General features: G+C 66.3%; 16 protein-coding genes. 7 read left to right on the top strand and 9 right to left on the bottom strand.

Going from position 1 to position 19,182, the window contains the following annotated elements; translation table 11 throughout:
• Positions 1 to 21: 21 nt before the first annotated feature.
• The 3 genes from yfiR to yfiB are packed head-to-tail and all read left to right on the top strand — an operon-like array spanning position 22 to position 2,369.
• A complete protein-coding gene (gene yfiR, locus AC3WL2_RS23135; protein ID WP_031316726.1) occupies positions 22 to 597 on the top strand; it encodes a regulatory sequestration protein YfiR in 576 nt (191 codons plus the stop codon).
• Positions 594 to 1,865: a diguanylate cyclase DgcN/YfiN gene (gene dgcN, locus AC3WL2_RS23130; RefSeq protein ID WP_046857225.1), complete on the top strand. Its 1,272-nt coding sequence runs from the start codon at positions 594 to 596 to the stop codon at positions 1,863 to 1,865. The genes yfiR and dgcN overlap by 4 nt, the downstream gene beginning before the upstream one ends.
• A gap of 3 nt (positions 1,866 to 1,868) precedes the next feature.
• Positions 1,869 to 2,369 carry an outer membrane lipoprotein YfiB gene (gene yfiB, locus AC3WL2_RS23125; protein ID WP_256582670.1) on the top strand — a complete coding sequence of 167 codons (501 nt, stop codon included), beginning with the start codon at positions 1,869 to 1,871 and terminating at the stop codon, positions 2,367 to 2,369.
• Positions 2,370 to 2,409: 40 nt separating this feature from the next.
• On the opposite strand, the gene AC3WL2_RS23120 is transcribed toward yfiB, so the two are convergent.
• Positions 2,410 to 3,360 (bottom strand): LysR family transcriptional regulator, encoded by a 951-nt coding sequence (locus AC3WL2_RS23120; protein ID WP_102684573.1) that lies wholly within the window; start codon positions 3,358 to 3,360, stop codon positions 2,410 to 2,412.
• Between the two features lie 133 nt (positions 3,361 to 3,493).
• On the opposite strand from AC3WL2_RS23120, the gene AC3WL2_RS23115 reads away from it, so the two are divergent.
• Both AC3WL2_RS23115 and mmsB read left to right on the top strand, forming a co-directional pair.
• Positions 3,494 to 5,020 (top strand): CoA-acylating methylmalonate-semialdehyde dehydrogenase, encoded by a 1,527-nt coding sequence (locus tag AC3WL2_RS23115; protein WP_102684567.1) that lies wholly within the window; start codon positions 3,494 to 3,496, stop codon positions 5,018 to 5,020.
• Between the two features lie 10 nt (positions 5,021 to 5,030).
• The gene (mmsB, locus tag AC3WL2_RS23110) at positions 5,031 to 5,921 is read left to right on the top strand and encodes a 3-hydroxyisobutyrate dehydrogenase (RefSeq protein ID WP_102684566.1); all 891 of its coding nucleotides are present in this window, start codon (positions 5,031 to 5,033) and stop codon (positions 5,919 to 5,921) included.
• 100 nt (positions 5,922 to 6,021) lie between these two features.
• Here mmsB and AC3WL2_RS23105 read toward each other — a convergent pair whose 3' ends face one another.
• A complete protein-coding gene (locus AC3WL2_RS23105) occupies positions 6,022 to 6,366 on the bottom strand; it encodes a cupin domain-containing protein (protein WP_023631693.1) in 345 nt (114 codons plus the stop codon).
• 168 nt (positions 6,367 to 6,534) lie between these two features.
• Between AC3WL2_RS23105 and AC3WL2_RS23100 the strand changes: the two genes are divergently transcribed.
• Complete coding sequence (locus AC3WL2_RS23100) at positions 6,535 to 6,798, top strand: hypothetical protein (RefSeq protein ID WP_102684565.1); 264 nt, start codon at positions 6,535 to 6,537, stop codon at positions 6,796 to 6,798.
• 30 nt (positions 6,799 to 6,828) lie between these two features.
• On the opposite strand, the gene AC3WL2_RS23095 is transcribed toward AC3WL2_RS23100, so the two are convergent.
• The 7 genes from AC3WL2_RS23095 to AC3WL2_RS23065 form a co-directional block, all read right to left on the bottom strand.
• Positions 6,829 to 7,761 carry a phosphatidate cytidylyltransferase gene (locus AC3WL2_RS23095; protein ID WP_102684564.1) on the bottom strand — a complete coding sequence of 311 codons (933 nt, stop codon included), beginning with the start codon at positions 7,759 to 7,761 and terminating at the stop codon, positions 6,829 to 6,831.
• Between the two features lies 1 nt (position 7,762).
• On the bottom strand, positions 7,763 to 8,383 hold the full coding sequence (locus AC3WL2_RS23090; protein WP_102684563.1) for a lysophospholipid acyltransferase family protein: 621 nt from the start codon (positions 8,381 to 8,383) through the stop codon (positions 7,763 to 7,765).
• A gap of 6 nt (positions 8,384 to 8,389) precedes the next feature.
• Positions 8,390 to 8,809, bottom strand: a complete 420-nt coding sequence (locus tag AC3WL2_RS23085; protein WP_102684562.1) for a hypothetical protein — start codon at positions 8,807 to 8,809, stop codon at positions 8,390 to 8,392.
• A complete protein-coding gene (locus tag AC3WL2_RS23080) occupies positions 8,806 to 10,152 on the bottom strand; it encodes a phosphatase PAP2/dual specificity phosphatase family protein (RefSeq protein WP_102684561.1) in 1,347 nt (448 codons plus the stop codon). Before AC3WL2_RS23080 ends, AC3WL2_RS23085 begins: the two co-directional genes overlap by 4 nt.
• Positions 10,152 to 11,906 carry a bifunctional alpha/beta hydrolase/class I SAM-dependent methyltransferase gene (locus tag AC3WL2_RS23075; protein ID WP_102684560.1) on the bottom strand — a complete coding sequence of 585 codons (1,755 nt, stop codon included), beginning with the start codon at positions 11,904 to 11,906 and terminating at the stop codon, positions 10,152 to 10,154. The genes AC3WL2_RS23080 and AC3WL2_RS23075 overlap by 1 nt, the downstream gene beginning before the upstream one ends.
• A 30-nt stretch (positions 11,907 to 11,936) precedes the next feature.
• Positions 11,937 to 12,542, bottom strand: coding sequence for a CDP-alcohol phosphatidyltransferase family protein (locus tag AC3WL2_RS23070; RefSeq protein ID WP_102684572.1), 606 nt, complete (start codon positions 12,540 to 12,542; stop codon positions 11,937 to 11,939).
• A gap of 124 nt (positions 12,543 to 12,666) precedes the next feature.
• Complete coding sequence (locus AC3WL2_RS23065) at positions 12,667 to 14,004, bottom strand: MATE family efflux transporter (protein ID WP_102684559.1); 1,338 nt, start codon at positions 14,002 to 14,004, stop codon at positions 12,667 to 12,669.
• Between the two features lie 264 nt (positions 14,005 to 14,268).
• Between AC3WL2_RS23065 and AC3WL2_RS23060 the strand changes: the two genes are divergently transcribed.
• Positions 14,269 to 19,173 carry an alpha-2-macroglobulin gene (locus AC3WL2_RS23060; protein WP_102684558.1) on the top strand — a complete coding sequence of 1,635 codons (4,905 nt, stop codon included), beginning with the start codon at positions 14,269 to 14,271 and terminating at the stop codon, positions 19,171 to 19,173.
• Positions 19,174 to 19,182 lie beyond the last annotated feature (9 nt).

Here is a 19,182-nt window from a genome sequence, read left to right as displayed (position 1 = left end):
CATTTTGTGAGATTTTCCCCCATGACTGTGGCTGTCTCGGTCTTGAGACGAGTGACGGGTTGTGCGCTCTCGCTGCTGATGGCCACGCTGTTGTCGACCGGCGCTCCCGCCTGGGCGGGCACTGCCGCGTCGGACGCGCAGGCGCAGCAACGGGCCAAGGCCGTAACCCAGGTGGTACTGGGGATCCTCAGCTACGCACGCTGGCCTGCCGACCCCAACCCCTTGCGCCTGTGCCTGGTCGGCCCTACCGAGTACGCCGACGACCTGATCAAGGGCAACGTGCAGAACTCCGGGCAACCCCTGCAGGTGCGCCGTCTGCTGGCCGACGACCCGAGCGTGGCCAATGCCTGCGATGCCATCTATATCGGCAAGCTCGACAAGCTGGAACGTGAGCGACTGTTCCAGCGGGTCAATGGCCACCCTTTGCTGAGCATCAGCGAAGCCGATGATCCGTGCACCGTGGGTAGCCTGTTCTGCCTGCGGGTCAGCGACCAGCAGGTGGCGTTCGACGTCAACCTCGACTCGGTGGCGCGCAGCGGTGTGCGCATCCACCCCAGCGTGCTGCAGCTGTCGCGACGGCGGGCAGGGCAGCCATGAAGCGTTCAGCCAAGCGCTTCAGCCGGCCGACCCTGCGTGCCGTGCTCGGCCGTCGTCACCTGAGCGTGGCGCTGCTCGCCGCGGGCCTGGCCGGTGTACTGGTGACCCTGCTCGGCGTGGCGGCGTTGCGCGTCTATGCCAATCACAACCTGCACCTGATCGCTCGCTCCATCAACTACACCGTCGAGGCCGCCGTGGTGTTCGACGACAGTGCCGCGGCCAACGAAGCGCTGGCATTGATCGCCTCCACCGAGGAAGTCGCCGACGCCAAGGTCTATGACAACGACGGCGAACTGCTCGCCCATTGGCAGCGTGATACGCCCGGCGTGATGGCGCAGTTGCAGACTCAGGTGGCGCGCAGCCTGCTGGAAGAGCCGATCAACATGCCGGTGCAACACATGGGCCAGCGCGTCGGGCATATCGAGTTGACCGGGCAGGGTGGCAGCCTGGTGCGCTTCCTGCTCAGCGGTCTGGTCGGGATCCTGGTGTGCACGGTGCTCAGCGCGGTGCTGGCGCTGTACCTGTCACGACGCCTGTTCGGCGACATCATCCGGCCCCTGCGCAACCTGGCTAGCGTCGCCCATGCGGCGCGGCGCGAGCGCAGTTTCGATCGCCGCGTGCCGGAAACCCAGATCGCCGAGCTCAACGAGCTGGGCAACGACTTCAATGCCCTGCTCGATGAGCTGGAGGTGTGGCAGAGCCACCTGCAAAGCGAGAACGAAACCCTCGCCCACCAGGCCAGCCACGACAGCCTGACCGGCCTGCCCAACCGCGCCTTCTTCGAAGGACGGCTGAGTCGCAGCCTGCGCAACGCCGCACGCACTGAAGATCACCTGGCCCTGTTGTTCCTCGACAGCGACCATTTCAAGCAGATCAACGACAGCCTCGGCCATGCGGTGGGTGACGAAGTGCTGATCAGCGTGGCCAGCCGGGTGCGTGCGCAACTGCGCGAGCATGACCTGGTGGCGCGCCTGGGCGGTGACGAGTTCGCCGTGCTGCTGACGCCGCTGCACTCGCGTGAGGATGCCAAGCGCATCGCCGAGAAAATCGTCGCCAGCATGAAGCTGCCGGTGCAGCTGGAGGATGGTACCAGTCTGACCACCTCGCTGAGTGTCGGCATCGCCTATTACCCGGACGACGGCCGCGACCCGGCCAGTCTGCTCAATGCCGCCGATGCGGCGATGTACCAGGCCAAGCGCAATCGCCGCGGCCATTGGCAAGTGGCACAGACGGAACGCTGTGCCAACGATGCAAAGAACAGGAGCTGAACCGTGACCAAGCGTTTTTCCGTACTGCGTTTCCCGTTATTCACCCTGCTGCTGGCGCTGTTCGCCCTGGCCGGCTGCCAGAGCGTGCCGCCCAAGGGGCTGACACCCGAGCAGGTCGCCGTGCTCAAGCGCGAGGGCTTCGCCCCGACCGATGACGGCTGGGCGTTCGACCTGTCCGGCAAGGTGCTGTTCGGCAGCGACCTGGACAGCCTCAACAGCCAGAGCGAGTCGATCGTCGAGCGCATCGGCAAGGCATTGCTGTCGGTGGATATCCAGCGCGTGCGCATCGACGGCCACGCCGACGCCTCGGGCAAGGCCGCCTACAACCAGCAGTTGTCCGAGCGCCGCGCGCAGAGCGTGGCCAAGGCTTTGGCCGGCATCGGCATGCAGCCGCAGAACATCCAGACCCGCGGCATGGGCAGCAGCCAGCCGGTGGCGGACAACCGTACCGCCGCAGGGCGCATGGAGAATCGCCGCGTGTCGATCGTGGTGGGGTCGGAGTGATACCGACATCGCGGGGCAAGCCCCGCGATGATGCCTACCCTCAATCCCGAGCGAACTTCATCTCCCGCGTCTCCCCCATCAACAACGGCGCATTGGCCTCGGTCACCTCACGGATGTAATCCCACAGCAGGGTGATCCGCTTCAACTTGCGCAGGTCCTCCCGGCAGTACATCCAGAACTGCCGCGTCACCTCGATCTGCTCCGGCAGCACCGTCACCAGGCGTGGATCCTGCGCCGCCAGGAAGCACGGCAGGATCGCCAGCCCACGCCCCTGCAACGCCGCCGTGTACTGGGCGATCACGCTGGTGCTGCGCAGGTGCGCGTTGGCATTGGGGATCAGGTTGGCCAGGTACAGCAGCTCCGAGCTGAAGGCCAGGTCGTCCACGTAGCTGATGAACGGGTGGCGCCCCAGGTCGGCGATCTCGCGAATCGGCTCGTGGCGATCCAGGTAGTCCTGGGTGGCATACAGGCGCAGGCGGTAATCGCACAGCTTGCAGCACACATAGGGGCCGTGTTCCGGGCGCTCCAGGGCGATGACGATATCGGCTTCGCGCTTGGACAGGCTGATGAAGTGCGGCAGCGGCAGGATGTCCACCGAGATCGCCGGCCAGGCATCGACGAAGTGGCTCAGCTGCGGGGTGACGAAGAAGCTGCCGAAGCCTTCGGTGCAGCCCATGCGCACATGCCCCGACAATGCCACGCCCGAGCCCGAGACTTGCTCGCAAGCCATGTGCAGGGTGCTCTCGATCGACTCGGCATAGCCCAGCAGACGCTGGCCCTCGGCGGTGAGGACGAAGCCGTTGGTCCGCGATTTTTCGAACAGCAAAGTGCCCAGCGCCCCTTCCAGTGAACCGATGCGCCGCGACACCGTGGTGTAGTCCACGGCCAGGCGCTTGGCCGCACTGCTGGCCTTGCGGGTGCGCGCTACCTCAAGAAAGAACTTGAGGTCGTCCCAGTTCAGCGCGCTCAGGGAGGTGAGGTCTTTTTGCATGATGATCCGGTTTTTTTGTGCATTCTTGTTGGATGTTTGCACATCTATACTCGATCTCAGCCCCTGTACGCCACCCCGTGTCCATGCCGGCGTAGGCGTCCTCGTTCCGACAATAATTCCAAGGAGAGCGCAGATGAACGCACCCCAGACGCCCGACCAGACCAAGGTCGAGCAGGTCAAGCTGCTGATCGACGGCCAATGGGTCGAGTCGAAGACCACCGAATGGCGTGACATCGTCAACCCGGCGACCCAGCAAGTGCTGGCGCGGGTGCCGTTCGCCACCGTCGAGGAAGTGAACGCCGCGGTGGCCGCTGCCGAGCGTGCCTTCAAGACCTGGCGCGACACTCCGATCGGCGCGCGCATGCGCATCATGCTCAAGCTGCAGGCACTGATCCGCGAACACAGCAAGCGCATCGCCGTGACCCTCAGCGCCGAACAGGGCAAGACCATTGCCGACGCCGAGGGCGATATCTTCCGCGGCCTGGAAGTGGTCGAGCACGCCGCCTCCATCGGCACCCTGCAGATGGGTGAGTTCGCCGAAAACGTCGCCGGCGGCGTCGACACCTATACCCTGCGCCAGCCGATCGGCGTGTGCGCCGGCATCACCCCGTTCAACTTCCCGGCGATGATCCCGCTGTGGATGTTCCCGATGGCCATCGTCTGCGGCAACACCTTCGTGCTCAAGCCATCCGAGCAGGACCCGCTGTCGACCATGATGCTGGTCGAGCTGGCGCTGGAGGCTGGCATCCCCGCCGGTGTGCTCAACGTGGTGCACGGTGGCAAGCAGGTGGTCGACACGATCTGTACCCACCAGGACATCAAGGCGATCTCTTTCGTCGGCTCGACCGAAGTCGGCACCCACGTTTACAACCTGGGCAGCCAGCACGGCAAGCGCGTGCAGTCGATGATGGGCGCCAAGAACCACGCCGTGGTGCTGCCCGACGCCAACCGTACCCAAACCATCAACGCCTTGGTCGGCGCCGCCTTCGGCGCGGCCGGGCAGCGCTGCATGGCCACCTCGGTGGCGGTGCTGGTGGGCAAGGCCCGCGAATGGCTGCCGGATATCAAGGACGCGGCCAGCAAGCTCAAGGTCAACGCCGGCAACGAGCCGGGCACCGATGTCGGCCCGGTGGTCTCCAAGCGCGCCAAGGAGCGCGTGCTGGGCCTGATCGAGAGCGGCATCAAGGAAGGCGCCAAGCTCGAGCTCGACGGTCGTGACGTCAAGGTGCCGGGCTACGAGCAAGGCAACTTCGTCGGCCCGACCCTGTTTTCCGGGGTGAAGACCGACATGCAGGTCTACACCCAGGAAATCTTCGGCCCGGTGCTGGTGACCCTGGAGGTCGACACCCTCGACGAGGCCATCGCCCTGGTCAACGCCAACCCGTTCGGCAACGGCACCGGTCTGTTCACCCAGAGCGGCGCGGCGGCGCGCAAGTTCCAGAGCGAGATCGACATCGGCCAGGTCGGCATCAACATCCCGATCCCGGTACCGGTGCCGTTCTTCAGCTTCACAGGTTCCCGCGGTTCCAAGCTCGGCGACCTCGGCCCGTACGGCAAGCAGGTGGTGCAGTTCTACACTCAGACCAAGACCGTCACCGCCCGCTGGTTCGACGATGACAGCGTCAATGACGGTGTGAACACCACCATCAGCCTGCGCTAAGGAGCTCGTCATGCGTATCGCATTCATTGGCCTGGGCAACATGGGCGCGCCCATGGCCCGCAACCTGATCAAGGCCGGGCACCAGCTCAACCTGTTCGACCTGAACAAGACCGTGCTGGCCGAACTCGCCGAGCTGGGCGGGCAGGTCAGCACCTCGCCCAAGGACGCCGCCGCCAACAGCGAGCTGGTGATCACCATGCTGCCGGCCGCCGCTCATGTGCGTGGCGTGTACCTGGACGAAGAAACCGGCGTGCTGGCCGGCATTCACCCCGGCACTCCGACCGTGGACTGCAGCACCATCGATCCGCAGACCGCCCGTGAGGTCTCCAAGGCCGCGGCGGCCAAGGGCATCGACATGGGTGATGCGCCGGTCTCCGGCGGCACCGGTGGCGCGGCGGCCGGCACCCTGACCTTCATGGTCGGCGCCAGCGCCGAGCTGTTCGCCACCCTCAAGCCGGTGCTGGAGCAGATGGGTCGCAATATCGTGCATTGCGGCGAAGTCGGTACCGGGCAGATCGCCAAGATCTGTAACAACCTGCTGCTGGGCATCTCGATGATCGGCGTGTCCGAAGCCATGGCCCTGGGCAATGCGCTGGGCATCGACACCAAGGTGCTGGCCGGGATCATCAACAGCTCGACCGGGCGCTGCTGGAGTTCGGACACCTACAACCCGTGGCCCGGCATCATCGAGACTGCCCCGGCTTCACGGGGCTACACCGGAGGCTTTGGCGCCGAGCTGATGCTCAAGGACCTGGGGCTGGCCACCGAGGCCGCGCGCCAGGCGCACCAGCCGGTGATCCTGGGTGCCGTGGCCCAGCAGCTGTACCAGGCCATGAGCCTGCGCGGCGAGGGTGGCAAGGATTTCTCGGCGATCGTCGAGGGGTACCGCAAGAAGGATTGACCCGCGAGTGGACTTGATCGCGGACCGTATGGTCTTCCCCCTTGTAACTGCGCACCTTGGGGGAGGGGCATGCGCTCCGCGATTTTTTTGCTTCGAGCTATCAGGCAAAGACGAAGTACTTGCGCACCGTCTCGACCACTTCCCAGGTCCCTTTCATCCCCGGCTCGATCACGAACACATCCCCCGCCTTCAGATGCTTCGGCTCCTCGCCTTCCGGGGTGACGATGCAGTAGCCATCGAGGAAATGGCAGTACTCCCACTTCTCGTAGTTGACCTCGAACTTGCCCGGCGTGCAGATCCAGGTGCCCATGATCTTGCTGCCGTCGGCGGACAGGTAGGCGTTTAGGTTGACGGTGTGCGGGTCGCCGCCGATGCGCTTCCACTTGGTCGCGTCGACCACCGGGGTCGGGCAGGTTTCGCGCAGGACGGTGATGAAATCGGACATGGCGTGGCTCCAGGTAACAGGTGAGATGACGCGTCACCATAGGGCCATCGACGTACGGGCAGTTACCTGGGCTCGACGTCCAACTGCCTGCCTGCGCTATCTAAGCAGTATGTGGTAGTTTGCTCTCGCTCAATGGATGGGCATACGGACAATCTTGGAGGTTTCACAATGACTTCGATGAACACTGACTTCGTTTTAGATTGGCTTGCGGGCCTTGATGAATCGGAACAACAACAGATTGTGTCTGATCTCAACACTCATGGGCGTATTTCGGACCACAGTGGCACAGGACTCAGTTCGACGATTGTCGAGGCGTGGAAGGATCACCACACTGACTATCTGCGTGAGCGGGGATATAAAGGGGGCGACCTCGTTGTCACCACGCACACGACCCAAGACGGCACGGAGTACATTCTTCAAACCCAACCGTAGGCAGCCCCCCTTGGTTGCGTAGCTGTTGTTTCACGCCCACCAGTACCGCACGAAGTGGAAGAACACCGGCGCGGCGAAGCACACCGAGTCCATGCGGTCGAGCATGCCGCCGTGGCCTTCGATCATGTGGCCCCAGTCCTTCACTCCACGGTCGCGCTTGATCGCCGACATCACCAGCCCGCCGAAGAAGCCCATGGCATTGACCGTCAGCGCCATCAGCGCCGCCTGCCAGAAGGTAAACGGGGTGATCCAGCACAGCAGCGCGCCGACCAGGGTAGCCAAGGCCACGCCGCCGGCCAGGCCTTCGACGGTCTTCGACGGCGACAGGTTGGGCGCCACCTTGCGTTTGCCGAACAGCTTGCCGCAGACGTACTGCAGCACGTCGCTGATCTGCACCACCAGGATCAGCCAGGCGATCAGCAGCAGGTTGCGGCCTTCGTAGCCGGGGATGTCCAGGGTCATCAGCGCCGGCACCGAGGACACGCAGTACACCGCGATCATCAGGCCCCACTGCACCTTCGAGGCGCGCTCGAGGAAGCGCGTGGTGTCGCCGCCGAAGCTGGCGAGGATCGGCAGCAGCAGGAACAGGTACACCGGGATGAAGATGCTGAACAGGCCGTACCAGTCCATGGCGATCAGCAGGTACTGCACCGGCAACGCCACGTAGAACGCCGCCACCAGGGCGGGGTAGTCGCTGCGTCGGGTCGGGGTGAGGGTCATGAACTCGCGCAGGGCGTAGAACGAGACGCCGTAGAACAGCACGATGACGCCGTACTTGCCGAACAGGAAGGCGATGCCGATCACCAGCACCATCACCCACCAGGCATTGATGCGCGCGTTGAGGTTGTCGATCACCGCATGCGGCGCGGGGCCGGCACGCCACTTGAGCAGGCGGCCGACGAGGCTGGCGAGCAGCAGCAGGGCGCCGATACCGGCGAACAGCGACAGGGTGTTCTGATCCATCTCAGGCTTCCTTCGGGGCCAGGTTCAGCAGGGCCTGGCGGGCCCGCTCGAGAAAGGCGTGCTTGGCTTCGTCCGGCTGCAGGTGCAGCGGCTCGCCGAAACTCAGGGTGCACAGCAGCGGCAGGGGTAGGGCGCGTCCTTTGGGCATGACCCGGTTGAGGTTGGCGATCCACACCGGCACCAGCTCCACCTGCGGGTTGGCCGAGGCCAGGTGGAACAGGCCGCTCTTGAAAGACAGCAGCGGGTCGTCGGTGAGGTTGCGCGTGCCTTCCGGGAAGAAGATCAGCGAGTCACCCTGGGCGAAGGCGTCGAGCACCGGTTGCAGCGGGTTGCCCTCGCCGGCCTGCTGGCGATCGATCAGCACGCCGTTGAACACCTGGCGAATCAGGAAATCGCGGATGCCAGGCTTGCACCAGTAGTCAGCGCCGGCCACTGGCCGGGTGCAGCGGCGCAGCGGCTCGGGCAGCGCGGCCCAGAGCAACACGAAGTCGCCGTGGCTGCTGTGGTTGGCGAAGTACAGGCGCTGCACCGGTTGCGGCGTGCAGCCCAGCCACAGGGCGCGGGCGCCGGTGATCAGGCGGGCGGCGGAGGTGATGACGAAGGCAGTCAGGCTGGCGAGCATCGGGGGTTATCCGGTGAAGGGGAGGGTGACGGCGAGCAGCACCTGCGCGGCCAGGCACAAGGCCTGACGGCGCAGCAGGGCCAGGGCGGCCTCGCTGCGCGCAGGCCAGCCGCGTGGATCGTCGGCGGTCGGTTTCAGGCGCAGTTCGAACAGGGCGCGGTCCAGGGCCAGGGTATCGGCGGGCAGGTCGTCGCAGCTGGCGAGCCGGGCGAACAGCTCGGCATCCAGGGCAACGCGTATGGCCCAGTACTTGTGTGCCAGGCCAAGCGCCAGCAACGCTGCGCAGAACACCCGGGGCAGCGCTGGCAACGGCGCGCCCAGCATGGGCGCCAGGCTGCAGGCCAGGGCCAGCAAGGTGATGCCGTCCGACCAGCGCTCCAGTTGGCGACCACGGGCGAGCAGGCTGGCGACGACGAGCAGGTTCATGGCCGGGTCTCCAACGGCTGCAGGGCCTGGCGGTGGGCTGGATGCAATACCACGCCGGGGCGCGCCTGGCGGATCAGTGTTTCGGCATGCGCGATTGCCTTGCAGCGGCCGCTGACCATCAGCCAGGCGGCGACCGCGCTGGCGCTGCGTGAGTAGCCGAGTGCGCAGCAGACCAGTACCGGGCCGTGCCGGCGCAGGTGTTCGATAGCCTCGGCAGCTTGCTGCAAGGTCTGCGTGTCAGGGGCGACCAGGTCCAGTGACGGCAGATTCAGGTAGGACTGCGAAGCCTGTGGCGTCTGCTCGTGGGAGCGCGCTTGCCCCGCGAGGAGGACCCCGCAGGCCAGCTCCGCGCTGAGGTCGATCACCACCGGGAACTGCACCGCATCATCCGCGCCCGGCACACGCCCGAGGTACACCCCCTCGCACACCTCATCCGCCTGCGGGTGGCGCCAGGTCCACAGCCTTGAATTGATCCAGGCCCCAATCAGGTAAGGCGCCAGCAATGCCGTCGCCGCGACCGACAGCCGGCCATCGCTGCCTTTCTGGAAACCTTGCGGCCCGAACAGCGCATAGTTCAACGCTACCAACAGCAGTGAAAACCCAGGCCAGAGCAGCCACAAGGCGGTGTGCCCCAGCTTGAAGCCGAGCACGGCCAGCAGCAGCGCGCCCAGTCCATAACGCAACGCCAGCCGCCAGCGTTTGGGATCGCGTGCCAGGCACGCCTGCTGCCAGGGCAGCGGCCCTTGTTGCGGCCACAGCCACAGGCAGACGAATCCGGCCAACGCCCCGGTCGGTACATCGATGAAGTGATGCTGCCAGGTGCTCAGGACCGACAGCCCGATCAGCCCCATCCAGCCGTGCACCAGCCAGCGCCAGGCTGGATGCCGCGTATGGCGGGCGAACATCGTCCAGATGATCACCAACAGCGCGATATGCAGCGAAGGCGCCTGGTTGTAGGGCTTGTCGAAGCCCATCAGCACATCGAACAGCCAGCCGAACAACCCCGACAGCTCGGGGCGCTCGAAGGTGAAGCGCAGCGGCCAGAGCAGGAAGCAGGCCACGCAGATCACCTGTGCCGTGAGCAATGCCAGGGCATGTCGGTCCATCTCGCGACGTGTACGCGGCAGCAGGAACGACAACCCGTACAGCAGGTCGATCGACCAGTACGGGATGATCGTCCACGGCCACAGCGGCATGTGCCGTTCCCAGGCGAACACCAGGCTGCCGATATCGTCGCGTCCGGCCGTGTAGGTGTTGGCCAGGCCGTAGCTGAGGAAAAACAACGGCCCGAGCAACAGCAGCCAGAGCACGCCGCGGCGGATCAGCCCGGCTTCACGGGCCATCAACGCACCCGCTGCGCCAGGCTGACACTGAAGATGCCCCATTCATCGATGCGCTGGGTGATCTTGCGAAACCCCGCGGCCTCGACCAACTGATCCATCTCCGCCTGGCTGCGTCGGCGCATCACCCAGGCCTGGCCGCCGCGGTGGCTGGTCAGGGCGCGGGCGATCATCTCCAACTGCGGATGCCAGGGCTGGCCGGTGTAGATCAGGTAACCGCCGTCCTCGACGGCATCGGCCAGGCCCGCCAGGGAATTGCCGACCAGCTCGTTGCTGGCGAACAGCTCGTAGAGGCCCGAGACCACCGCGAGGGTGGGGCGTGGGGTGAGGCTGGCCAGGCTTTGCCGATCGAAGGCATCACCCTGGACGAAGCGGGCGATCTCGGCGAGGCCTTTTTCGCTGATCAGTGCGTTGCCCTGTTGCACGTTCAGCTCGCTGTAGTCGCGCAGCAGGATCGAGTCGGGCAGTTGCTGCAGGCCTTGCAAGGCCTCGAGGATATAGCGGCCATGGCCGGCGGCGATATCGACGATGTGGACCGGGCGCTGTTGCTCGCGCTGCTGGGCGATGGCCAGGCGCAACAGCTCCTCGACGTTCAGCTTGCGCTGGCGGATACCGCGCCAGCCGATGGCGTCCAGGTAGTTCCGGTCGACCAGCTCGCCCAACCGGCCTTTGCCGGTCGGCGTATTGCGGTAGACGTAGTCGAGGGTGGAGCCGGAGTCGAAGCCGGTGTCGAAGCCCAGTTTCACCCCCTCGGACAGGCCTTTGCCCAGCCGCAGGCCGGCACGTGTGGCGCGCCAGTAGAGGTCGCGTGGCGAATGGCGTGGCAACGGCGCAGCCAGGCTCTCGGCCTCGGCGCAGCTGGCGCCGCTGCGGTCGGCGTCGAGCAACGCCGGCCGCGCTGGCGGCGCGTCGAAGCAGTGCGCTATGAAGCGCTCGATCCGCGCCAGGGCGTGGGCGCGGTCGCGCTCGCCGAGGGTATCGTGGAAGAAGCCGGGCAGGATGTGCTTTTCCTTGCGTGCGCTGCCCAGGCGATCGAAGAACTGCTCCTGCGGCTTGCGCTCGACCACCAGGTCCGCGCCGGAGATCAGCAGTTGCGTCGGCACCTGGATCGCCTGGGCGTCGGCCACCACGCGGTCGGCGGCGTCATACAGGCCCAGCAGCATGGTGACCGAAATGGGCCGGCTGATCAGCGGGTCGGCGACATACGACATGACCCGCTCCGGGTCATGGGTCAACAGGCGCGGCTTGACGTAGCTGTTGACGAAGAAGTTGCCGCGCAGGGCCTTGAGCAGCTTCAGCCCGGGGCGGGCGAAGGGCACGTAGAGCTTGACCTTGAACGCCGGCGAGGCGAGCACCAGGCAGCGCACCCTGGGCGCATAGTCGTGGGCCCAGGTGGCGATCAGTACCGCGCCGACGCTTTGCGCCAGCACTACCATGTCCGCCTCGGCGATGCCGTGCCGGGCCTGAAGATGCTCGATGAAGGTCTGCACGTCGCGCACGCTGGTGGCGAAGCCCGGACTGTCGCCGCGAGCGCCCGGCGATTGGCCATGACCACGGGCGTCCCAGGCGAAGAAATCATAACCGGGCATGTTCAGTTCGTCGGCCAGGTGGGCCATGCGCCCGCCGTGCTCGTGGCCGCGGTGGAACATCACCACGGCGCGGCGTGGTTGATGCTCGTTGCGCGTGGCGGGCCAGTGGCGATAGTGCAGCTCGACGCCGTCATGGGTGCAGAAATGCAGCGATTGCGCTTGGCGCATGGCGAATATCCTTGTCCGGCAGCGAGGGGCTCAGCGGGTTTCGGCCAGGCCGTGGCGAACCCGGTTGTACAGGGTATAGAGCGAGAGCAGCAGGATCACCAGCAGCAGGCCATTGATCCAGCTCGCGGCCAGCAGCCCGAACGCCACGCCGGTGCCCAGCACGCCGAAGGCGAAGGCCCGGTCGCTCTTGCCCATCGGCCCGTCGTAGCGGCGTGACGCGCCGGCCAGCGGGCCCATTACCCCGGCGTATTCGCTGATCACGGCGAACACCACCACCAGCACCACCAGTGTCGGCGAAACGCCCGGCAACAGGGCAAACGGCAGGTACAGCGCGGTGTCGGCGATCACGTCGCACAGTTCATTGAGGTAGGCGCCGAGCCTGGACTGCTGGCCGAACTCGCGGGCGAGCATGCCGTCGACCGCGTTCAGCGCCATGCGCAGCAGCATCCACAGCGGTATCAGGATGAACAGCCAGGAGACCTGGTGCTGCCAGGCGAGCAGCAAGCCAAGGAGGATGGAGACCGCGGCGGCGGCGACTGTGACTTGGTTGGCGGTGACGCCACGGTCGTACAGGCGCTGCACCGAAGGGCGCAGCAGCGCCTGGAAGCGGGGTTTGAGCTGGTAGATGGATGGCACGGCGAATTCCCTGTCATGGTGCGGCATGGGCGCGATTGTGGGGAATCAGGCCGGGCGCAGGCAAGGGGGCAGGTGAGGGCTTTCTCCTGGTTTCGTGACGCAGCGCTGCAAAGCGGCGCCGCTCTCAGCGAATCCAGCGGTCGCGCTGCTGCAAACGCCACCCCAGCCACCCCAGCGTTACTGCCCGCAGCACCATGAAGCCGAGGAACGCCCACCACAGCCCATGGTTGCCGAACCCGCGCATGGCAAGCGCCAGGGGCAGCGCGACCGCCACCGACAGCAGCATCGCATTGCGCATCTCGCGGGCCCGCGTCGCGCCGATGAACAGGCCGTCGAGCAGGTAGCTCCACACGGCTACCAATGGCAGCACCGCCAGGTAAGGCAGGTAGGGATATGCCGCGTCGCGCACGTTGGCGATGTCGGTTTGCAGGTCGATGAACAGGTGCCCGCCCAGCAAAAACAGCACGGCGAACACCAGGCTGACGATCAGTGACCAGCCGCAGGCCACCACCAGTGCCTGCTTCAGGGCACTGCGGTCACGGGCGCCGATGGCATGGCCGCACAGGGCCTCGACCGCATGGGCCAGGCCATCGAGGGCATAGGCGGTGAGCATCAGGCCATTGAGCAGCAGGGCATTGGCCGCCACCGTCGCCTCGCCCAGGCGCGCACCCTGCACGGTGAGCAGCAGGAACACCAGTTGCAGGGCCAGGCTGCGCAGGAAGATGTCGCGGTTGACCGCCAGCAACGGCCGCCAGCTCTGCCAGCGTTTCAGCGCGGCCCAGGCGACCTGCCCGGGGTAGGCGCGCAAGGCCGGGCGGGTGAGGGCCAGGCCGAGCAGGGCGGCGCTCCATTCGGCGATCACCGAGGCCCGCGCCGAGCCGACCACCCCCCAGTCCAGGCCAAGCACGAACCACAGGTTCAGGGCGATGTTGAGCAGGTTGGTGGTCAGCAGGATCGCCAGTGGCGCCCGGGCGTTCTGGGTGCCGAGGAACCAGCCGACCAGGGCATAGCTGGCCAGTGCTGCCGGCAGGCCGAGCAGGCGGGTGTGGAAGAAGGCTTCGGTCGAGGCATGCAACGCCTCGCTGGGCTGCATCGCGTGCAGTGCAAGCTGGCTGAAGGGCAGGGCCAGCAGGCCGATCAGCACGGCGAAAGCCAGCGCCAGCAGCAGCCCCTGTACCAGCACCTGGCGCAGCGCGGCGCCGTCGGCGCGGCCGGCGGCCTGGGCGGCGAAGCCGGTGGAGCCCATTCGCAGGAAGCCCAGCAGGCCGACCATGAAGGTGAACAGCGTGGCGCCGACGGCCACCGCGCCCAACTGATGGGCATGGGGCAGGTGGCCGATCACCGTGCTGTCGACCAGCGCCACCAGCGGCACCGAGATGTTGGACAGGATCATCGGCGCGGCCAGGGCCCAGACCTTGTGGTGGGTGGGGCGGTTGCGCCAGGCGGTGGACAGTGAAGACATGCACATCCTTCATATCAGGGCCGCTTCGCGCCCCATCGCCGGGAAGCCGGTTCCCACAAGGCGGCCTCGGTCCCTGTGGGAGCTGGCTTGCCGGCGATGGGGCGCGAAGCGGCCCCTTGCAAGATCAAATGCGCTCATTGTACCGGCCTGGCAACCTATTGGCGCGAACACAGTCTCACTTGCCGCGCATCGCCAGGTAAGCTTCGAGCCGTTGCGCTATAGTTGCCCCCCTCATGTACACGCTGCCGAAGAGTTCTCTCTCAAATGCTCAACAAAGGATTGTTGCTGGCCTGCGCGCTGGCCCTGCTCAGTGCCTGTGATTCCTCCACCCCGGACAAGCCTTCGGCGCCTACCGATGCCGCCACTGCCGTCGCGCCCGTCGAAACCAGGACGGCCAAGCGCGAAGATCCGGCGGTGCTCGCCAAGCGCTACGCCGGCCGCGAGCTGACCGTGCTGGACGTCTCGGAAGTGCAGCTCGACGGCGCCAGTACCCTGTCGGTCAGCGTCTCCGCGCCACTGGACGCCAACCAGGACTTTGCCGGCAAGCTGCACCTGGTCGATACCGTCAAGGGCAAGGTCGACGGCGCCTGGGAACTCTCGGACAACCAGATGGAACTGCGCCTGCGCCACCTGGAGCCGCAGCGCAAGATGGTCCTGACCATCGACAAGGGTCTGCTCTCGGTCAACGGCAACCAGCTGCAGGCCGAATCGGTCAGCCGCTTCGAGACCCGCGACATGCAGGCCACGGTGGGCTTCGCCAGCCGCGGTTCGCTGCTGCCCACGCGCCTGGCCGAAGGCCTGCCGGTGATTGCCCTGAACGTCGACAAGGTCGATGTCGAGTTCTTCCGCATCAAGCCGGACATGCTCTCGAGCTTCCTGGTCAACTGGGGGCGCAACAGCAGCCTTTACTACTACCAGTCCAAGGAAACCCTGGAGATGGCCGAGCTGGTCTACAGCGGCCGTTTCGACCTCAACCCGGCGCGCAATACCCGCGAAACCGTGCTGTTGCCGATCGCCGGGATCAAGCCGCTGCAGGAGCCAGGCGTGTACCTGGCGGTGATGCGTGCCTCGGGCACCTATGACTACTCGCAGCCGGCGACCCTGTTCACCCTGAGTGACATCGGCGTCTCGGCGCACCGCTATCGCGATCGCCTGGACGTGTTCACCCAGGCCCTTGAGGGCGGCAAGGCGCTCAAGGACGTCACCCTCGAACTGCACGACGACAAGGGCAAGCTGCTGGCCCAGGCCAAGACCGACGGCGACGGCCATGCGCAGCTGCCGATCACCGCCAAGGCCGATACGCTGATCGCCACCCAGGGTGTGCACACCACCCTGCTGCGTCTGAATACCGCGGCGCTGGACCTGGCCGAGTTCGACATCACCGGGCCCCAGGCCAACCCGCTGCAGTTCTTCATCTTTGGCCCCCGTGACCTCTATCGCCCAGGCGAGACCGTGCTGCTCAACGGCCTGCTGCGCGACCAGGACGGCAAGCCGGTCAAGGCCCAGCCGGTGAACGTGGAAGTACGCCGCCCCGATGAGCAGGTCAGCCGCAAGTTCGTCTGGGAGGCCGACCAGAACGGCCTGTTCCAGTACCAGCTGCAACTGGCCAGCGAAGCGCCGACCGGCCGTTGGCAGTTGCTGCTCGACATGGGCGGTGGCCGCAAGCAGGTCTACGAATTCCTTGTCGAGGACTTCCTCCCCGAGCGCCTGGCGCTGGAGCTCAAAGGCAGTGCCGCGCCGCTGGCGCCGGACCAGACCGCCACGATCCAGGTCAATGGTCGCTATCTCTATGGTGCGCCCGCCGCCGGCAACCGTCTCAGTGGCCAGGCCTACGTGCGTCCGTTGCGTGAAGCGGTTAAGGCGCTGCCGGGCTATCAGTTCGGCGCGGTCACCGAGACCGAGTTGAACCAGGACCTGGAACTGGACGAAGTCACCCTCGACCAGAACGGCAAGGCCCGCATCGACATCGAAAGTCGCTGGGCTGAAGCCCGTTCGCCGCTGCAACTGACCGTGCAGGCCAGCCTGCAGGAGTCCGGTGGTCGGCCGATCACCCGGCGCCTGGAGCAGCCGATCTGGCCTGCCGAGCGCCTGCCGGGCCTGCGCGGCCTGTTCGACGGCGAAGAAACCGACGGCGACGGCCCGGTGGAGTTCGAGTTCCTGGTGGCTGACCGCGACGGCAAGAAACTGGCTGCCGACAACCTGAAGGTACGGCTGATCCGCGAGCGCCGCGACTACTACTGGAACTACTCGCAGAGTGATGGCTGGAGCTACAACTACAACGAGAAATTCCTTACCCAGGCTGAAGAAACCGTTAGCGTGAAGGCAGGCTCCACTGCCAAGCTGAACTTCCAGGTGGAGTGGGGCCCGTACCGCGTCGAGGTGGAAGACCCGCAGACCGGCTTGGTCTCCAGCGCCCGCTTCTGGGCCGGCTACCGCGCCCAGGACAACGCCGAGGGCGGCGCGGTGCGCCCCGACCAGGTGAAGATCGCCCTGGACAAGCCAGCCTACAAGGAAGGCGGCACCGCCAAGGTCACCGTCACCCCGCCGGCCGCCGGCAGCGGCTACCTGATGATCGAGTCCGCCGACGGCCCGCTGTGGTGGCAGGAAATCGAGGTGCCGGCCGAGGGCAAGACCTTCGATGTCGAACTGGACAAGAAGTGGGCGCGCCACGACCTTTACATCAGCGCCCTGGTGATCCGCCCGGGCGAGCGCAAGGCCAACGCCACGCCGAAGCGTGCCGTGGGCGTGCTGCACCTGCCGCTGGACCGCGCCGAGCGCAAGCTGGCCGTGTCGCTGCAGGCACCGGAGAAAATGCGGCCCAAGCAACCGCTGACCGTCAAGGTCAAGGCGGTCAACGCCGATGGCAGCGTGCCCAAGCAGGTGCATGTATTGTTGTCGGCGGTGGACGTGGGCATCCTCAACATCACCGACTTCAAGACCCCCGATCCGTTCGCCAGCCTGTTCGGCCGCAAGGCCTACGGCGCCGACCAGCTGGACATTTATGGCCAGTTGATCGAAGCCGGCCAGGGCCGCCTGGCCAGCCTGGCCTTCGGCGGTGACGCCGCCATGGCCAAGGGCGGCAAGCGCCCGAACACCACGGTGACCATCGTTGCCCAGCAGAGCCTGCCGGTCACCCTCGATGAAAAAGGCGAGGGCCAGGCCAGCGTCGATATTCCCGATTTTAACGGTGAACTGCGCCTGATGGCCCAGGCCTGGACCGAGGAACACTTCGGCATGGCCGAAGGCAAGACCGTGGTCGCCGCGCCGCTGATCGCCGAGCTGTCCGCGCCGCGCTTCCTCGCCGGTGGCGACCAGACCCGCCTGGCGCTGGACCTGGCCAACCTGTCCGGCCGCGACCAGCAACTGAGCGTGCAGGTGTCCAGCGAAGGTCAACTGAGCCTGGTCGGTGGCGCGCAGCAGAACTTCAGCCTCGCCGAAGGTCAGCGCACCACCCTGATGATTCCGGTGCAGGCCCAGGGTGGCCTGGGCCAGGGCAAGGTCCGCGTGCAGGTCAACGGCCTGCAGCTGCCGGGTGAGCCGGCCAGTACCTTCGAGCGTGAGTGGACCCTGGGTATTCGCCCGGCCTACCCGGCGATGCTCAAGCACTACCGCGTGGCCCTCAAGGACCAGCCCTGGAGCCTGCCCGACAGCGACCTGGCCGAGTTCGAGCCTGCGGGCCTGGAGGCCAGCCTGGCGTTGTCGAGCCGCCCACCGCTGAACCTTGCCGAGCAGATCCGCGCCCTGGAAGCCTACCCCTACGGCTGCCTGGAGCAGACCACCAGTGGCCTGTACCCGTCGCTGTACGCCGATGCCGACAGCCTCAAGCGCCTGGGCATCAAGGGAGAACCAGCCGATGTGCGCAAGCGCAAGATCGAGATGGGCATCGAGCACCTGCTGGGCATGCAGCGCTACAACGGCAGCTTCGGCCTGTGGAGCTCGGACAGCGAGGAGGAATACTGGCTGACCGCCTACGTCACCGACTTCCTGCTGCGCGCCCGCGAGCAAGGCTACGGCGTACCGGCCGAGGCGCTGAAAAAGGCCAGCGAGCGCCTGCTGCGCTATGTGCAGGAGCGCAACCTGATCGAAGTCGATTACAGCCAGAACGCCGACCACACCCGCTTCGCCGTGCAGGCCTACGCCGGCCTGGTGCTGGCGCGCAGCCAACAGGCGCCGCTGGGTGCCTTGCGCAGCCTGTTCGAGCGCCGCGCTGACGCCCGCTCCGGTTTGCCATTGGTGCAACTGGCGGTGGCGCTGGACAAGATGGGCGACAAGCAGCGTTCGCAGCAGGCGCTGCAGGCGGGCCTGGCGGTCACCCGCGGCAAAGGCTGGCTGGCCGACTACGGCAGCGCCCTGCGTGACCAGGCGTTGATCCTGGCCCTGCTGCAGGAGAACAACCTGGCCGCCAATCAGGTCGATCAGCGCCTGTTCGGCCTGTCCGACGAGCTGGCCGCCAACCGTTGGCTCTCCACCCAGGAGCGCAACGCGCTGTTCCTCGCCGGGCGTGGCCTGCTGGGCAAGCCGGAAGGCAACTGGAAGGCCCGCCTGGACAGCGCCGGTGAAGTCCGCGAGTTCGACAACAATGACTCGGGGATGAAGCTTGAGGGCCCGCTGCTGGCCTCGCCATTGACCGTGCAGAACCAGGGTGGCGAGACCCTGTACCAGCAGCTGACCCTGTCCGGCTACCCGCGCCAGGCGCCGGCCGCCAGCGGCAATGGCCTGGAAATCCGTCGCGAATACCTGGGCATGAATGGCCAGACGCTGGATGTGCGCAACCTGCGCAGCGGTGACCTGGTGCTGGTGCACCTGGCGCTCAAGGCCCAGGACCAGGTGCCCGACGCCCTGGTGGTGGACCTGCTGCCGGCAGGCCTGGAGCTGGAGAACCAGAACCTGGCGCAGAGCGCCGCCAGCCTGGACAACGCCAGCAGCGCGGTGAAGCAATGGCGCGAGTCGATGCAGAACGCCAGCGTGGTGCACCAGGAGTACCGCGACGACCGCTATGTGGCCGCGCTCAAGCTCGACAGCTACGGCACCACCCACCTGCTGTACCTGGCCCGTGCGGTGACGCCGGGCAGCTACCGCATTCCGCCACCGCAGGTGGAGTCGATGTACCGGCCCAACTTGCAGGCGGTAGGTGATAGCCAGGGCGAGATGATTGTAAGAGCTCGCTGACCCTCAAGC

It is taken from the genome of Pseudomonas sp. FW305-96, assembly GCF_058783825.1.
This window is presented reverse-complemented; position numbering and strand designations above follow the sequence as displayed.

Excerpts from the sequence above, each read along its gene's own strand:
- AC3WL2_RS23100 (WP_102684565.1), top strand. The coding sequence starts at position 6,535 with ATGACTTCGATGAACACTGACTTCGTTTTAGATTGGCTTGCGGGCCTT.
- AC3WL2_RS23090 (WP_102684563.1), bottom strand. The coding sequence starts at position 8,383 with ATGCTCGCCAGCCTGACTGCCTTCGTCATCACCTCCGCCGCCCGCCTG.
- AC3WL2_RS23075 (WP_102684560.1), bottom strand. The coding sequence starts at position 11,906 with ATGCGCCAAGCGCAATCGCTGCATTTCTGCACCCATGACGGCGTCGAG.
- AC3WL2_RS23105 (WP_023631693.1), bottom strand. The coding sequence starts at position 6,366 with ATGTCCGATTTCATCACCGTCCTGCGCGAAACCTGCCCGACCCCGGTG.
- AC3WL2_RS23080 (WP_102684561.1), bottom strand. The coding sequence starts at position 10,152 with ATGGCCCGTGAAGCCGGGCTGATCCGCCGCGGCGTGCTCTGGCTGCTG.
- AC3WL2_RS23065 (WP_102684559.1), bottom strand. The coding sequence starts at position 14,004 with ATGTCTTCACTGTCCACCGCCTGGCGCAACCGCCCCACCCACCACAAG.
- AC3WL2_RS23060 (WP_102684558.1), top strand. The coding sequence starts at position 14,269 with ATGCTCAACAAAGGATTGTTGCTGGCCTGCGCGCTGGCCCTGCTCAGT.
- AC3WL2_RS23115 (WP_102684567.1), top strand. The coding sequence starts at position 3,494 with ATGAACGCACCCCAGACGCCCGACCAGACCAAGGTCGAGCAGGTCAAG.
- AC3WL2_RS23120 (WP_102684573.1), bottom strand. The coding sequence starts at position 3,360 with ATGCAAAAAGACCTCACCTCCCTGAGCGCGCTGAACTGGGACGACCTC.
- AC3WL2_RS23095 (WP_102684564.1), bottom strand. The coding sequence starts at position 7,761 with ATGGATCAGAACACCCTGTCGCTGTTCGCCGGTATCGGCGCCCTGCTG.
- dgcN (WP_046857225.1), top strand. The coding sequence starts at position 594 with ATGAAGCGTTCAGCCAAGCGCTTCAGCCGGCCGACCCTGCGTGCCGTG.
- yfiR (WP_031316726.1), top strand. The coding sequence starts at position 22 with ATGACTGTGGCTGTCTCGGTCTTGAGACGAGTGACGGGTTGTGCGCTC.
- AC3WL2_RS23085 (WP_102684562.1), bottom strand. The coding sequence starts at position 8,809 with ATGAACCTGCTCGTCGTCGCCAGCCTGCTCGCCCGTGGTCGCCAACTG.
- mmsB (WP_102684566.1), top strand. The coding sequence starts at position 5,031 with ATGCGTATCGCATTCATTGGCCTGGGCAACATGGGCGCGCCCATGGCC.